Genomic DNA, 13,478 nt, shown 5'->3' on the forward strand with positions numbered 1-13,478 from the left:
TAACGAAACCCAACAGATGCTTATTAATGTTGGGTTTCGTTGCCTCAACCCAACCTACAATTCTTCTTAACTCAATTATGATGTCATGAGTATATTGAATTGAATTTTACTATAATTTAAACTTTAGTAAAGCAACGCCTCTAATGCTTGCAAATTTTGATGAGAGCGAATTTCCTCAACCCAGCATTTTAGCCTAGACACGCTAGTAGGTTGGGTTGAGGTAACGAAACCCAACAGATGCTTATTAATGTTGGGTTTCGTTGCCTCAACCCAACCTACAATTCTTCTTAACTCAATTATGATGTCATGAGTATATTGAATTGAATTTTACTATAATTTAAACTTTAGGTTTTAGCAAAAGACGCCATTCTCAACCGCACCAGTAAATCGTTCAGTGCATCTTTAGTAGAGGGGGATTCAGGTAAGTGACTACTTTGACTTGCCTCCTCTAATTCGCCGCGCAATCGATCAAATTCTCCCTGATAAAATGCTATATCAGCATCTTCTAAAACTGATTTTTCTGCTCCGGCTAGTTTGCGTTCAATCAACTCAGGAATATAAGGCAATTTGAAGGTTTTATTTAAATGTAATAAGTTGGCTTCTATTCCGCCTGTTTGCATCAGATGAATGCCAGTTAATAGCACTCGATAAACATAAAGTAGCGGCTTAACTCGGTGAGTATCTTCTTTTTCAAAAAGTCGCCATTGCGTATTTGCAAAGCCGAAATAGTGGTGAGAGTGGTGGCGGGTGATGCACCCTTTGGCAATTTCTTTTAATTCCTCATATTCTGGTGTCGTATGCAGAATAAGAGGTGAATATAGCTGCTCTAAAACATAGCCATTTTTTCTGAGTAATAGGGAAAAGAACTTCTTGACATCGTGAGTTACAAGGTCAATTTCCAGGTTATTCCGTACTTCAGAAACTTCAATCGTTTCACGCCCAATATCTAATCCAACCACCTCAGACACTGGTAGAATGTGTGACCCGCGCAAGTCATAATCAGAATCAGGAGATGGGAAACCATACAGATGTGCGCCGCTGATTGTTGCGAACAAAAGCGGATAGGGTTGGTCAGAAATGACTGGGAGTAGCGGTGCTATTACCATAATTTATTAATAGGTATTGCCGATAATTCAGAAGTAAGTTTATAGTATGAATCAACTGCTACGAAATCCGGTTTAAATACTACCCTTAAGCCACTCAACTCGTGGTTTAAGGGTACTTTTTAGCTGAGTTAAGGTTTCAGGCTTGAGCGGAGAGAGCGCGATCGCATTAAGATAAGGATGTGCAATATGTCATCAAGTGAAGTCTTTTGCACGTCTCTAACGCCTCAAGTGTTCGTAGCGATAGGGAAAAATCACCATCATTGCATTAGGCATTATCTTAATTCCCTGTGATTTTTTTTATCTTGGCGTCTTTTACATCTTTGAAATTAAAATCCTAAACTCTACTTCTACGTGCCTTAATTAGAAAAGTATTCGCCTTTTCATAATCGGGACGTTCTGGCAGCGATGTTGTGGCAAAGGCGGCATCAAACTGGCGATGCAAGCTTAGCCGCCAAGCGTTAACTGCCTCCCAAGGCATCTCCCCGTTGCGGATAGCCAGCAGTTGTTGCCGGTGTTCTTCGACGCGAACTGGGACAAAACCCTCTTGCAGCACGGTGATGCCCGACAACAACAGACGGATTAGATGCATGGCGTGTTTCCACTTAAATTCCCCCTTTGTACGGATGTCTTGCTCAAGTTTTTTGAACTGTGACATCACATATCCGTTATATGTCTGGTAAACTAACTGAGAGAGAAAAATAGACCGAATTCCTAATAATTCTTCAGCCAGGGGCATCACCATTTCTACACCAGGCGTGTAGAGGCACTCTAAGACATTCGGATTGGCTTTGAGTGCCAAGGTCAAAAATTTCTGGAGTTCCCAGTAACACTCCTCGTTCTCTTTATTTTCTAACTGCTCCGGAATCCCGTAGAGCGACCACTGTATATCGGCGGGTGGTAAGTAAATGCCGCGTCGGTCAATATCAGAGTTGGCATGATCTAAACCGTAAGCTCTTGAACCGACAATACAGCGGTAAATGACACACTCGTAAAGGTCAAAATCGGCAAGAACGGCTCCTGGTAGTTGCAGACCTTCCTGTTGCCAATATGAGCGGATGGTGAGTTCTGAGCGCCGTAGAGACGCCTCTCCCCCGTCTGGAAACTGCACACGATAGGCGTGGGAGTTGTCAACGGGTGATTTGATAATAACGCCGACGGTGCCGCGTCGCACAATTTCACCCGCAGCATCTTGAATCTCAACACGAGTCACTACCTGCGTTCCGACAGGCAAAATCAGATTGGGATTGAAGGCTAAATTCTCTGACAATTGTTCCACCTTTGGACTGGTATTCTCCTCTACGCTGCCATAGCCAAAGATGACGTGCCTACAATATGAAGTATTGTGAACAATCTGAAAGCGATCGCTCTTACATTTGCAGTATAATTTGCTACTTTTGATTGCGGATTCTATTGGACGAGTGATTGTCCAACAAAAATAAGTTCTTCTGGAACGACGTTAATTTAACCAACGTCAAAATCATGGGTTTCTCAGCGATTTTCCATCGCAAATTCACCCAAAAACTCAGCTTTTTTTAAGCTTTATAGCTTAATCTCAACAATTAATGTAGGAGCAAACACCAAAGAATGTGCCGTATACTTGGCTACCTCGGCTCACCCATTCTACTGGACTATCTTTTGTCCAAACCGGAACACTCGCTGATTGTCCAAAGCTATGAACCCCGCGAGATGACCTCTGGCGTGGTTAGTGCCGATGGCTTTGGAATTGGCTGGTATCACGCCCAAAAAGAGACTGACCCCTTTATCTACAAAAATTTGCTGCCCATCTGGGGTGATACGAATGTCTCCAACCTCAGCCGTTATATTGAGTCGGGATGCGTCCTTGCCAATGTTCGCAGCGCTACTACTGGTCAGTCAGTAGATTTGAGTAACTGCCAGCCGTTTCGTTCCGAGCGTCTGTTATTCACTCACAACGGTATGATCAAAAACTTCCGCAAGACGCTCTACAGACCGATTCGGAGCCGACTGGGCGATGAAATCTACCAATCTATTGACGGCACAACAGATTCCGAACATATTTTTGCCTTATTCCTGAATGAATTGGCATCTACCCCAGGGATGAGCTTGGAAAAAGCACTGTACAACACGTTGATGACTTTAACTCAATTAGCCGATGCTCATCAAACGGTAGTCTCTGCCAACTTGATTGTCACAGATGGACATCGCATGGTTGCCTCGCGCTTTGCCCACGGTGTAAAAGCTCCCTCACTTTATTGGCTGCGAGACGATCCTCTCTTTCCAGAAGCAGTAGCGATCGCATCTGAACCATTGTTTACTGGCAACTGGATCGGTTTTCCCGAACAAAGCATGATTAGTGTGGGAGAAGACCTTGAAGTTCACATCCATCAACTCTGAAGTAGCGAAAGCCAGTACCCTTGATGAGCGGCGGCAACAAATCAAACAATCGATGCAGCGCTGCCGTGCCGGTACTTTAGCACTGTTTGAAGGCATCAACTACGACACCTTCTGTCGTCAGGTGCATCCCGACTTTAGCCCGATTGGCTGGCATTTAGGGCACATTGCCTACACCGAGGCTTTATGGCTGCTGGTTCGTAGTGCGGGTAAAACGCTCGAACTTCCCTTTGCCAAGGGTGGACAAAATGCGATCGCTCGTTATCAACGCTTATTTGCCGCTGATGGCTTACCCAAAATGCAACGGGTTTATTTACCCCAGCTTTCTGAAATTCGCGGCTATCTGCACACAGTCAGAGAACAGGTATTCGATTACCTGGAAGTCGCGCCAATAGATGAGCAAGAACGCCTTTGGCGCTGGTTGATTCAGCATGAGAGCCAGCATAGTGAAACTATCTCCTTGGTGCTGCAATTACAGCGTCGAGACGCCCAATTCCACGTAGGGAGTCGGGCTAACCTACCGGAAACGTGCAATCATCCCCGCGTACAGGAGATGGTTGAAATTGCGGCGGGTGAGTTCGAGATGGGCAACGAATCCATCGATGCCCTAGATAACGAGCGCCCAGTCCACCGAGTTTACTTGGATACATACTGGATTGACCGTTATCCCGTCACCTGCGGGCAGTACCGGGCGTTTATGGAAGCGGGAGGATATCAAAATGCCCGTTGGTGGTCAAAAGCTGGGTGGAAATGGCTGCAAGAAAATCCCGTGAATCAGCCGCTATACTGGGCACCTGACACAGCTTGGGATCATCATCCAGTCTGCGGCGTTTCTGGGTACGAGGCCCAAGCGTATGCCCGATTTGTGGGGAAGCGACTGCCAACAGAGGCAGAGTGGGAAAAAGCAGCCAGCTGGGATGCGATCGCACTGTGTCGCCGTACATATCCCTGGGGCGACGCAAAGCCAGACGCCCAGCGATGTAACCACGATAACTCGGCGGGGCAAACGACACCCGTAGATGCTTATCCCTCTGGGCAGAGTGCTTATGGTTGCTACGATATGCTCGGCAATGTCTGGGAGTGGACTTCTACCTGCTTTGATGGCTATGACGGTTTTGTGAGTTACCCTTACGTTGGTTATTCCAAGACTTATTTTGATGGAGAGCATTGGGTATTGAGAGGTGGTAGCTGGGCGACTCGTCCCGCCGCTTTGCGCTCTAGCTTCCGCAACTGGTATTATCCGAGCGTCCGTCAGATTTTGTCTGGATTTCGCTGTGCCAAGTAGCGCGGATTTAAATTTCTGTATTTCTCTCTCCAATTGATGGGGGCTAGGGGAATCTGACCTAATTTGCTTGACATTTCGATTCCCCTAACCCCTGATAAATTGGGGGCTAAGAAAAAGTTGCAGATGGCGTCTCAATCATGTATCGATACAGCACTATTTTTATTTACGGAAATCAGCTGCTGATTGATCGGGAAAATGCAGAACCAGGAGCCTCAGTCTGAATACATCTAGCTCAGGCATGATTTTATCCGATATAGCTTTGTGTTTCACTAGCTGACGGTTATAGCAAACTATTTTGACTCTCGCGATCGCATAAAAGCGTATGCCGCAATGATTCGGTTGTTCGCACCCACACAAACGGAGGATAAATGACGATTTCTAAAACTGCAAGCGGTAAAACTGCTTCCCAATCCACAATAGAAAAACGCTTGCAGATAGAGCATCTACTCAGCGTCACGGCACAGTTACAAAACCAAGAAATTGACGGGACTGATGTCATTAAAGGTTTAAGTGAGACTCCCAAATCTCTAGCGCCGCGCTATTTCTACGATGACAAAGGCTCCCAATTATTTGAGCAAATTTGTGAGTTACCAGAATATTATCTAACGCGCACGGAAACAGCTATTTTACAAAAGTGCGCGGGTGAAATTGCTCAGTTAACGGGGGAAAGCGAACTGGTAGAACTGGGAAGCGGTAGCTCAACAAAAACCCGGATTCTACTAGATGCTTACCAAGAAATCGGCTACCCGCTGCGCTATCTGCCAATTGACGTGAGTGCTGGCATTTTAGAAAGTAGTGCCAGGGAGTTGCTGGTTGATTATCCCTCCCTTCAGGTTCACGCTTTAGCCAGCACTTATGAATTAGCATTGGCACGACTGGCACCGACTCAATTGCCTAGCCGAACGATCTGTTTTTTGGGTAGCACCTTGGGTAATTTAAATCCCCAAGAATGCGATCGCTTCTTCTCCCAAATTGCCGATGCACTTCAAGTGGGTGAGTATTTCTTACTAGGAATAGATCGGCAAAAACCAAAACATTTGTTGAATGCAGCCTATAACGATAGCCAAGGCGTGACGGCGGCGTTTAATCTGAATATCCTGCACCACCTGAATCGGCGCTTTGAGGGCAATTTTGACCCTTCTGAATTTGAACACTGGGCGTTTTATAACGAATCTGAGCATCAAATTGAGATGCATCTGCGGAGTAGGCGATCGCAAACTGTCAAACTTAACGCTCTCAATTTAACGATTGAATTTGAAAGTGGCGAGACTATCCTGACGGAAATTTCCCGCAAATTTAACCTCGACGCCATGCAACAGGAACTTCAGACAAGAGGTTTAAAAACACTGCAAATTTGGAGCGATCCGAATCAGTGGTTTGGCTTATTGCTTTGTCAACTACAACCCATGTAGGTAATTAGCATAATTTCTCGCTTGTCTAAAGGCGCACCCGTGGGTGCGCCTTTAAGTTGAAACTTACCGCAAGCACAGGACTTACGCAAAGCTTATACATATAGCGTTTTGTAGGGGCAATCCCTTGTGGTTGCCCTTACTATGTGGTGCTATTTGCGTAAGTCCTGAAGCAGAAAAATTTATTGACCTCTTCTCGATCTGGCTTCTCTACTTCTGGAAATATCCTGACGGACTCGATCGAGTGACCAACCATCTGCTAAACGTCTTTTGTACGTTCTTAGTCCTTCACGATCTCCATTACGACCTAGCTCATTTTGATAAAGTCGGTTAATCACTTGTTCTGCTTCTGAACTATCAGCAATGTCACGACGGACTTTCTCCAGTGACCAACCGGATTCTACCCGTTGTCTATACAACCTCAGTCCACGATTATCCGCCTTACGACCTAACACATTTTGATAAATTCTATTAATGTTGTTGTAAACGTTTGACTGATTGCGTCGATAGTCATAACTGCCATCCCGGCGATCGCGTCGATAGTCATAATCGTCATTACGGCGATCGCGTCGATAGTCATAATCGCCATTGCGATTTCTGTAATCTTCATCGCGGCGCTGACGACGATAGTCATCATCTCGGTCGCGATTTCTGTAATCTTCATCATCCCGGTCAGAATCGTCTTGTCTAGGCGACTGTCCTCCGTCCCAACAAATCCCCAAAAAGCAGGTTTGCTCCGTCCGTCCTCTGTTAGGCTCAGCAGAGGCAGGATTTGCTGATAGGACAACTGGAGCGATTATCAGTGCAGATAGTACAGTAAACGTAACAGCAGACCTGAGAGAGCGTGCTGTGGTATCCATTCCAATTTTCATAATTTTCCCCTCAAGGAAATTTAAAAGTCAGAGAATATTTTTCTTGGTGCCATATATTCGCTCTATTTTTCGAGTCTCAACTTCCTACGATGGGATAACCCAATCGGGTGAGACCCGTTAAATTTCGCCAGAGAAAATTCCGTCTGCACAAGCTAAGGTCGAGTTCGTAGAACCGCCTTAAGACAACTGGAAAATCTCTCAAGAGCGATCGCGTGGATACTTGATTGAGCTAGATAAATAAATACGAACGCAAATTGTCTAATTTTGTTCCCGCTGCTAACCCTAAAATTGGGAAAGTGCCAGCTTCTCAACCGGACAGGGAACGACAGCCAGATGAGAGCAAACTGACTTTTTGGAGCGCTTCGCGATCGCATCTTGTCACCAGATAAAGGCAACCCAAATAGAAGCAGCAAAAAATAACTACCGATTTTGTGTAGAATTTATAGTTAAAATAAGTTAGTGTTATTAAACCAAAACTATCAAACTTTATTAGTTTTTTCCAAGTTAAATTAACCGCTAGTTATTACTAAGTAGAGGGACTTAATTATTTGTAGGATGGGTTGTAGCTTGCTTCCGCGTAGCGTTACGATAGTGAAACCCATCAAACCATTGCTGATGTTGGGTTTCGTACCTCAACCCAACCTACGCCATAACTACAAATAATTAATCCTGCCTATTAGTCATTACTAAATACATGGCTAACTTCTATAATTCAACTGACTGGAGAAAATCTCGATGTCTAAAGCAAGCCTTTGTGTTGAAGCCAAAACACCCGAACAACAGTTAGTCAAAGAATGGATTAAGAAGTGGAAAGGCAAAATCCGATATTTGTCCCCTAACGAAGGGTGCGGCTGCTGTGTTGACCTATATCATGTAGATGCTCCATCTGAGGTACTTCATGAACTACCAGCCCAAGTCTTTTGCTTTAGCGAATGGTCAAACTGGTCGCCAACAACTCGCTAACAGGCGCTACCCCAGACTGCGTATAGCCTCTACTAAGCACCAGCTTACGGTAGCAGATGGGCTAAATCGTTAGTGCAAGCGTTTATTATTTCCTAGGCAGAAGCCGTAATTACGATTAAAAAAGGTAACTAATAATCAAGCTTTACATCCACCAGCTAAAATTCATTAACCAGCGCCAGCCGTCCCCGGCGAACCGCATAAAGCATTCGGTTCAGCAAAAGTTGTTCATCTTCGCTGAGAGAATTTTCCAGCAGTGCTGTTCTGAGTACACAACGGTCTGTAATCGTTATCTGACCTGATTCAGCAACTTTGGCAGATAAGTCAATGATTGCAGACGGTAAAATACAGGCTTGAGAAAAAATCGAAGTATTCATTGTTAAGATTGCTGCTATTTGATCCTCAGGTTATTTGTTCAAAACAGCACCTAACTCAATCTATAGCTAGAGATTTAATATTATTAAGATTACAGCTCAAGATAGAAGTTTAGGATTCGCCCAAAACTTTGAATCATCCCTTTTCAGCAGGAATCGAGCTTTTTGCCACTGAATGAGTGAGAACAATTCAACACTTTGGTGAATATGTCAAGTATCTTGTGGGTTGAGCGATCGCGCCTGTCGGAAATTGAAACAGTCAAGATTCTCCACCCACAAAACTCCACTTACTTGGCTAACTCCGTATTAAACTCATTCACGGATCGCCGCTTCAGCGCCACCGATTCTGAGCGAGGCAACAAATTAAACACTTCGCGGAAAACATCGTCTACTTTCTCAAACGGCACCGTACCCTTTTGGTTGAGGACAACTTCACCCTTCTGGTTTAGCAAGACTGTTTGCGGGACAACACCTTCGTAGTAATAGCCCGGTTCCGTAGGTGTAAAGTTGGATTGTACTGGAATCGCATCTACGTCGATGGGGCTGAAATCAGCAGCTCGACCATAAAAAGCTTGAAGCTGCGAAACGACGATCGCCTGTTGCTTGCAATCGCTGCTGTCGTCTACGTAGAACACCAGCAATGCCGGTTTACCTCCTTTAATGGAATCTGCCAATGCCACTCGTGGGGGAACCAGCGAGCCATTGCCACCATAGAGGAGAAAGACATTCCCATCAAAGTTGTCGTCGTTGATACCCGCTAAAGCTGATGGCGTCGCCAGCAGCAGGCAGCTGCAAGAAACAACCAGCGTCAAGAGACAACTCAAAAAAAATTGCCGCCAGGAACGGCGAGATGCTCTCAGAATCCTGATTTGAAATTGTTGCAAGCGAAGAATCATACCAAAGTTGCTGTAGAAACCTTTTTTTTCTCTCAGTAGTCGTTAAATTGTCTTTGCGTTCACCCGTTGTGGCTCCCTATTCTCTATGAAGTTCCCTGTTTTTCCAGTCACCCTACTAGGATTATCCCTGTTAGCCGGTAGCTTAGTCCTTACTTCCTTATCATTTATCTCCGAAGGTGTTCGAGCTGCGGTTAGTCCACGCTCGGTACAAGTCAAAGAAACGAATGGCACGGTAACAAATCAAGGAAAGCCAGTGCAAGTTGGCGATCGCTTGCAAGCATCCGGTAGTCTCAGCACCAACTTCGACGCCAGTGTTGTTTTGGCGATGGATGATGGCATCGGTACGGTTCAGGTTTCCGAAAACACCAACGTGCAAGTCAAGACTTTAAAGACAAGTAAGGATGGTAGCAAACAAACGCGCCTTTATATGGATAAGGGACAAGTCAGCGCCAAAGTACGACCTTTTACTAACCCTAACTCTAACTTTGAAGTTGAGACGCCTGGGGGCGTGGCTGGGACGAGAGGCACAGAATTTGGTGTCACCGTCGGTTCCAATGGGAAAACTGGGCTTTCCACCGTCCGAGGAAAAGTAGCCTTTAGTGCGGGAGGGAAGACTGTGTTGGTAGAGCCGGGGTATTCTGCTTTAATTGTTCCGGGACAGGCTCCGACTATCCCCAAGGTGACAACGGGCGACACGAGACTGAAATTACAGGTTCTCTCGGTGACAGGCGATGGTCAAGTTAGAGTCACTGGAACTGTAGATCCGATCAATTTAGTGTTGGTGAATAATCAGATTGTGGATACGGGAGGCGATGGCAAACTCGATACGGTGGTGCCAATCCCCTCTAATCGGCAGCTGACATTAGTCGTGCGTAATCCTTTGGGCAATCAACAAGTTTACGAATTGGAAATTCCGAGTAGTGAGGGGACATCCGGTAATCCTGTCGATCGATAATTTTTATGGGGATAGCTTTTCCCTCACCTTTTTAGTCGGAAACGAGGCAGCAACCCACTGATTCTTGTTCCCAAGCTGAGCTGGGAAACGAGAATCAGCTGGCAAAATCCTCCGCACGAACGAGGTAAAAATTCTCAAAGGCATGAGTTACTGGAAAGGAAGAAGTTGTCAAAGAACTTGAAAGCGCCAATACTGTGACGCGATCGCTTATCTCGTGATGCGATCGCGTTTTGTCTGAATATCGATTAAATTCAGTATTCCATCAGGGGCATTTACCATCCGGTGAGCGTGCGGAACGCTTGGGAAAAATCCGTATGTTTCCAGGCAAGCAATCACGATGGTTGATGTTTTTGATGGAATCAACGTGTTAATCAAAAATTGGTTAAAAAAAAATCTGCGTTTTATTTCTAGAAGTCAATCAATCGTTCCGGGCGCGATGGTCGGTTTATTGTCTGTCGGTTTATGGCAGATAGGGGCATGGCAACCGTTGGAACGGCTTGTATACAGTACGCTGTTTCAAGCTCGTAGCGCCAGTATATTACCGAAGACGAATTGGGATCGAAGGGTCGCTGTGATTGCGATTGACGATGCGAGTTTAAATAAATACGGTAAATTTCCTTGGTCGCGCCATCGCTATGCCCAATTGTTGCAGAAGCTAGAACCATCACCTCCAGCAGCCATTGGTTTCGATCTGTTGTTTGTTGACCCTGGCGAAGGCGATGAGAAATTTGCCAAAGCGATCGCTGCATCTGGCAATGTCGTCTTGGCAACGGCTTGGGACAATCGAGGGCATCCCCTGGAAGTTTTACCCGAATTTAAAAAAGCGGCACTTGGGGAAGCTCAAATTTGGCACAATCCCGACGAAGACGGCATTAGCCGACAGGCAGCAGTCTTTTTTGGCACCAAACCCGCCCTCGGTTTAGCAATGCTGCTAGGGGCACCAGAGGCGGTGCCCCTGCCTCATCTGGCTGAGGGTCAAAGGCGTAAAGATGCCTGGATTAACTGGCCTGGACCAACCCAAAATGTCTCCACCTATTCTTATGCCTCAGTCATGGAAGGCAAAGTTGATGCTAAAGCATTCGCCAATAAATTTGTTTTAGTCGGTGTCACGGCAACCGCTGTCGATCGCTTGCGATCGCCCTACAACCAAAATCCTCCCACGGCTGGAGTTTATCTCCATGCGGCGTTAATTGATAACTTGCTGAACGGCAAGCTGCTGCACACGATGCCTAAGACGGCAGTGATGCTCTTTTTGTTGGGGATTGCCCCGATTACCAGCTGGCTGTTGTCAAAACAGGGAGTGTGGGGGCGAATGGCGATCGCTATTTTGTTACCCAGTGGTTGGGTAATTTTTGCCCTGAGTTCCTTCATCGACGATGGCTGGTGGTTGCCCATCGTCGCACCCGTGGGAACCGCGATCGCTGCTGGGATCAGCGTTCAGCTGCGAGAACAATATGAAAAGCAACAGCTGATGAGTTTGTTTGCCAAGCACGTTGCGCCAGAAATGGCTCACCTCATTTGGCACCGGAAAGACGAAATTTTCCACAAAGGGAAGCTGCAAGCGCAAGAAATGATGGTCACGGTTTTATTTGTCGATATCCGGGGCTTTACCAGCATTTCCGAGAAACTACCGCCGGGGGAATTAATCGACTGGCTGAACCTGTTCCTAGACGCGATGACTGATTGCATCATGGATCGTGGCGGTGTGATCGACAAATATATTGGGGATGCAATTATGGCGGTTTTCGGGATTCCGTTTCCGCACACGAAGCCGGAAGAAATTCAACAGGACGCCCTGAATGCGATCGCGGCGGCAATTGCGATGCAGGAACGACTCAAAAAGCTCAACCAGCACTTCCAAAACGCCAACAAGCCCACGATTGAGATTGGGATTGGCATTCACACTGGCCCAGTGGTTGCCGGAAGTGTGGGAGGTTCCCGACGTCTGAATTATTCAGTCCTGGGGGATACAGTCAATGTTGCCGCCAGACTGGAACCCATGAATAAAAAAGTGAAAATTTACAACCCCTACCAAATGATTGTCAGTGGCAGTACATTTGCTTATGCAAGCGATCGCTATCACGGTCCTGCCGTCCGCGCCATTCAACTGCGGGGACGAGAACAGGCAACAATTATTTACTGCATCCAGGGAGAGAAGGTCAACTTAGCAGATCCAGAGGAAGCGATCGCCCCCCCAGTCAATATTTCTAGCCTAAAGCGGAACAACCAGCCGGAAATCCTCTTTTAAATTTACAGTTCAAAGAGGATTTGTGCATCTACTAGCGATTAGCAGATATCTTGATTAAACCCACTTTTACACAACAAATCACTGACAACAAACTAACAGCTAATTTTCAAACTTTTCCTAGAGTAAGTAAGTTGATTGTAGGATCTGTAGTCAGCTGGATTATTTGGATGCCAGCGTCCATCGTGCAAGCATCGCCCTGTTCCGATCTGCTGAATGTGTCGCCAAGATCCGGTTTCAATACTCGTCAGGAAGGGAATGTAATCGTTCTGGGACGCCTGCCTAAATATCGCTATGTGATCGTGGTTCCGTCTGGAAGTGAAGACACGCTGGAACAAGTGCGTCAGTGCGTGCCAGATGCCTTGATCGCCAAGTCACATTTAGGGAATTACATTCTAGCGGGGTCATTTCCCGACCAATCCAGTGCTAAAAGTATCTACTACGCATTGCGATCGCTGGGACTAGATGCACGAATTATATATGTTCCTTAGCGCTCGAAAGTAACCTTCCCTACTTTCCGTTTTGATTCGGTGAAGTGACGCCTTGAGCCAGCTTCACCATTGAGCCAGATGCATTTGTGCGATAAATCCAGCGGCGTTGCCCATTCGCCACGGTGACTTGCCACCCAGGAACTTGCATCTCGGTACAAAGCACCTCCAAGTTATTAATATCTAAGCAGTCATCCGACCAAGTTTGCGGTTGAGTTTGGACAATTCTTAGCGCCGACTTTGGCAATCCTGAATGTTGAGACACGTCCTGAAAAACCGCATTCTGAACCGATTTTAATAAACTCACCTCAGAAAGAGGAGACTTTGAAATCGTAACTTTGGGATTGGGAAGCGTTAGCGTAGCGGTCAAAGATAAAATGCCCGTCAACACCAAAGCCTGAACAATTAGATTTAGCTGGCTAGTTTTTTGAGCGATAGTTTCTGTGGGAAAGCCAGCGGTGGTAACTTCTTCCATAGCAAACGTTGCGAGGGGTGTTGTTATTACAAAGGGCATTAAA

General features: G+C 46.0%; 13 protein-coding genes. 7 read left to right on the forward strand and 6 right to left on the reverse strand.

The window, feature by feature from the left end; translation table 11 throughout:
- Nucleotides 1-344 precede the first annotated feature (344 nt).
- Nucleotides 345-1,106, reverse strand: a complete 762-nt coding sequence (locus tag ACFW2W_RS01640; RefSeq protein ID WP_378172450.1) for a DNA polymerase beta superfamily protein — start codon at nt 1,104-1,106, stop codon at nt 345-347.
- A gap of 334 nt (nt 1,107-1,440) precedes the next feature.
- On the reverse strand, nt 1,441-2,373 hold the full coding sequence (locus tag ACFW2W_RS01645) for a DNA polymerase beta superfamily protein (RefSeq protein ID WP_378172453.1): 933 nt from the start codon (nt 2,371-2,373) through the stop codon (nt 1,441-1,443).
- A gap of 317 nt (nt 2,374-2,690) precedes the next feature.
- On the opposite strand from ACFW2W_RS01645, the gene egtC reads away from it, so the two are divergent.
- The 3 genes from egtC to egtD all read left to right on the forward strand — a co-directional run bounded on the left by egtC (nt 2,691) and on the right by egtD (nt 6,173).
- Entirely contained in the window at nt 2,691-3,479 is a 789-nt protein-coding gene (egtC, locus tag ACFW2W_RS01650) for an ergothioneine biosynthesis protein EgtC (protein ID WP_378172456.1), read from the forward strand.
- A gap of 52 nt (nt 3,480-3,531) precedes the next feature.
- Nucleotides 3,532-4,761 (forward strand): SUMF1/EgtB/PvdO family nonheme iron enzyme, encoded by a 1,230-nt coding sequence (locus ACFW2W_RS01655; protein WP_378172529.1) that lies wholly within the window; start codon nt 3,532-3,534, stop codon nt 4,759-4,761.
- Between the two features lie 368 nt (nt 4,762-5,129).
- On the forward strand, nt 5,130-6,173 hold the full coding sequence (gene egtD, locus ACFW2W_RS01660) for an L-histidine N(alpha)-methyltransferase (RefSeq protein ID WP_378172459.1): 1,044 nt from the start codon (nt 5,130-5,132) through the stop codon (nt 6,171-6,173).
- Nucleotides 6,174-6,352: 179 nt separating this feature from the next.
- Here egtD and ACFW2W_RS01665 read toward each other — a convergent pair whose 3' ends face one another.
- Nucleotides 6,353-7,042 carry a DUF4214 domain-containing protein gene (locus ACFW2W_RS01665; protein ID WP_378172462.1) on the reverse strand — a complete coding sequence of 230 codons (690 nt, stop codon included), beginning with the start codon at nt 7,040-7,042 and terminating at the stop codon, nt 6,353-6,355.
- A gap of 735 nt (nt 7,043-7,777) precedes the next feature.
- Between ACFW2W_RS01665 and ACFW2W_RS01670 the strand changes: the two genes are divergently transcribed.
- Entirely contained in the window at nt 7,778-8,005 is a 228-nt protein-coding gene (locus tag ACFW2W_RS01670; RefSeq protein ID WP_378172465.1) for a hypothetical protein, read from the forward strand.
- A 155-nt stretch (nt 8,006-8,160) separates the two neighbouring features.
- Here the strand turns inward: ACFW2W_RS01670 and ACFW2W_RS01675 are convergent, their stop codons facing one another.
- Both ACFW2W_RS01675 and ACFW2W_RS01680 read right to left on the reverse strand, forming a co-directional pair.
- Nucleotides 8,161-8,379 (reverse strand): hypothetical protein, encoded by a 219-nt coding sequence (locus ACFW2W_RS01675; protein WP_378172467.1) that lies wholly within the window; start codon nt 8,377-8,379, stop codon nt 8,161-8,163.
- Nucleotides 8,380-8,663: 284 nt separating this feature from the next.
- Nucleotides 8,664-9,272 (reverse strand): thylakoid membrane photosystem I accumulation factor, encoded by a 609-nt coding sequence (locus tag ACFW2W_RS01680; RefSeq protein ID WP_378172470.1) that lies wholly within the window; start codon nt 9,270-9,272, stop codon nt 8,664-8,666.
- Between the two features lie 85 nt (nt 9,273-9,357).
- Between ACFW2W_RS01680 and ACFW2W_RS01685 the strand changes: the two genes are divergently transcribed.
- From ACFW2W_RS01685 to ACFW2W_RS01695, 3 genes are all read left to right on the forward strand, one after another.
- Nucleotides 9,358-10,227, forward strand: a complete 870-nt coding sequence (locus ACFW2W_RS01685; RefSeq protein ID WP_378172472.1) for a FecR domain-containing protein — start codon at nt 9,358-9,360, stop codon at nt 10,225-10,227.
- A gap of 337 nt (nt 10,228-10,564) precedes the next feature.
- Nucleotides 10,565-12,475: a CHASE2 domain-containing protein gene (locus ACFW2W_RS01690; RefSeq protein ID WP_378172474.1), complete on the forward strand. Its 1,911-nt coding sequence runs from the start codon at nt 10,565-10,567 to the stop codon at nt 12,473-12,475.
- Nucleotides 12,476-12,642: 167 nt separating this feature from the next.
- On the forward strand, nt 12,643-12,963 hold the full coding sequence (locus tag ACFW2W_RS01695; RefSeq protein ID WP_378172477.1) for a hypothetical protein: 321 nt from the start codon (nt 12,643-12,645) through the stop codon (nt 12,961-12,963).
- A gap of 19 nt (nt 12,964-12,982) precedes the next feature.
- On the opposite strand, the gene ACFW2W_RS01700 is transcribed toward ACFW2W_RS01695, so the two are convergent.
- Nucleotides 12,983-13,435: a hypothetical protein gene (locus ACFW2W_RS01700; protein ID WP_378172479.1), complete on the reverse strand. Its 453-nt coding sequence runs from the start codon at nt 13,433-13,435 to the stop codon at nt 12,983-12,985.
- Nucleotides 13,436-13,478 lie beyond the last annotated feature (43 nt).

Source organism: Coleofasciculus sp. H7-2 (assembly GCF_042747725.1).
In the GTDB taxonomy this organism is placed as follows: domain Bacteria; phylum Cyanobacteriota; class Cyanobacteriia; order Cyanobacteriales; family FACHB-T130; genus FACHB-T130.

Excerpts from the sequence above, each read along its gene's own strand:
- ACFW2W_RS01695 (WP_378172477.1), top strand. The coding sequence starts at position 12,643 with ATGCCAGCGTCCATCGTGCAAGCATCGCCCTGTTCCGATCTGCTGAAT.
- ACFW2W_RS01685 (WP_378172472.1), top strand. The coding sequence starts at position 9,358 with ATGAAGTTCCCTGTTTTTCCAGTCACCCTACTAGGATTATCCCTGTTA.
- egtC (WP_378172456.1), top strand. The coding sequence starts at position 2,691 with ATGTGCCGTATACTTGGCTACCTCGGCTCACCCATTCTACTGGACTAT.
- ACFW2W_RS01670 (WP_378172465.1), top strand. The coding sequence starts at position 7,778 with ATGTCTAAAGCAAGCCTTTGTGTTGAAGCCAAAACACCCGAACAACAG.
- ACFW2W_RS01640 (WP_378172450.1), bottom strand. The coding sequence starts at position 1,106 with ATGGTAATAGCACCGCTACTCCCAGTCATTTCTGACCAACCCTATCCG.
- ACFW2W_RS01690 (WP_378172474.1), top strand. The coding sequence starts at position 10,565 with ATGGTTGATGTTTTTGATGGAATCAACGTGTTAATCAAAAATTGGTTA.
- ACFW2W_RS01675 (WP_378172467.1), bottom strand. The coding sequence starts at position 8,379 with ATGAATACTTCGATTTTTTCTCAAGCCTGTATTTTACCGTCTGCAATC.
- ACFW2W_RS01700 (WP_378172479.1), bottom strand. The coding sequence starts at position 13,435 with ATGGAAGAAGTTACCACCGCTGGCTTTCCCACAGAAACTATCGCTCAA.
- egtD (WP_378172459.1), top strand. The coding sequence starts at position 5,130 with ATGACGATTTCTAAAACTGCAAGCGGTAAAACTGCTTCCCAATCCACA.
- ACFW2W_RS01655 (WP_378172529.1), top strand. The coding sequence starts at position 3,532 with ATGCAGCGCTGCCGTGCCGGTACTTTAGCACTGTTTGAAGGCATCAAC.
- ACFW2W_RS01680 (WP_378172470.1), bottom strand. The coding sequence starts at position 9,272 with ATGATTCTTCGCTTGCAACAATTTCAAATCAGGATTCTGAGAGCATCT.
- ACFW2W_RS01665 (WP_378172462.1), bottom strand. The coding sequence starts at position 7,042 with ATGAAAATTGGAATGGATACCACAGCACGCTCTCTCAGGTCTGCTGTT.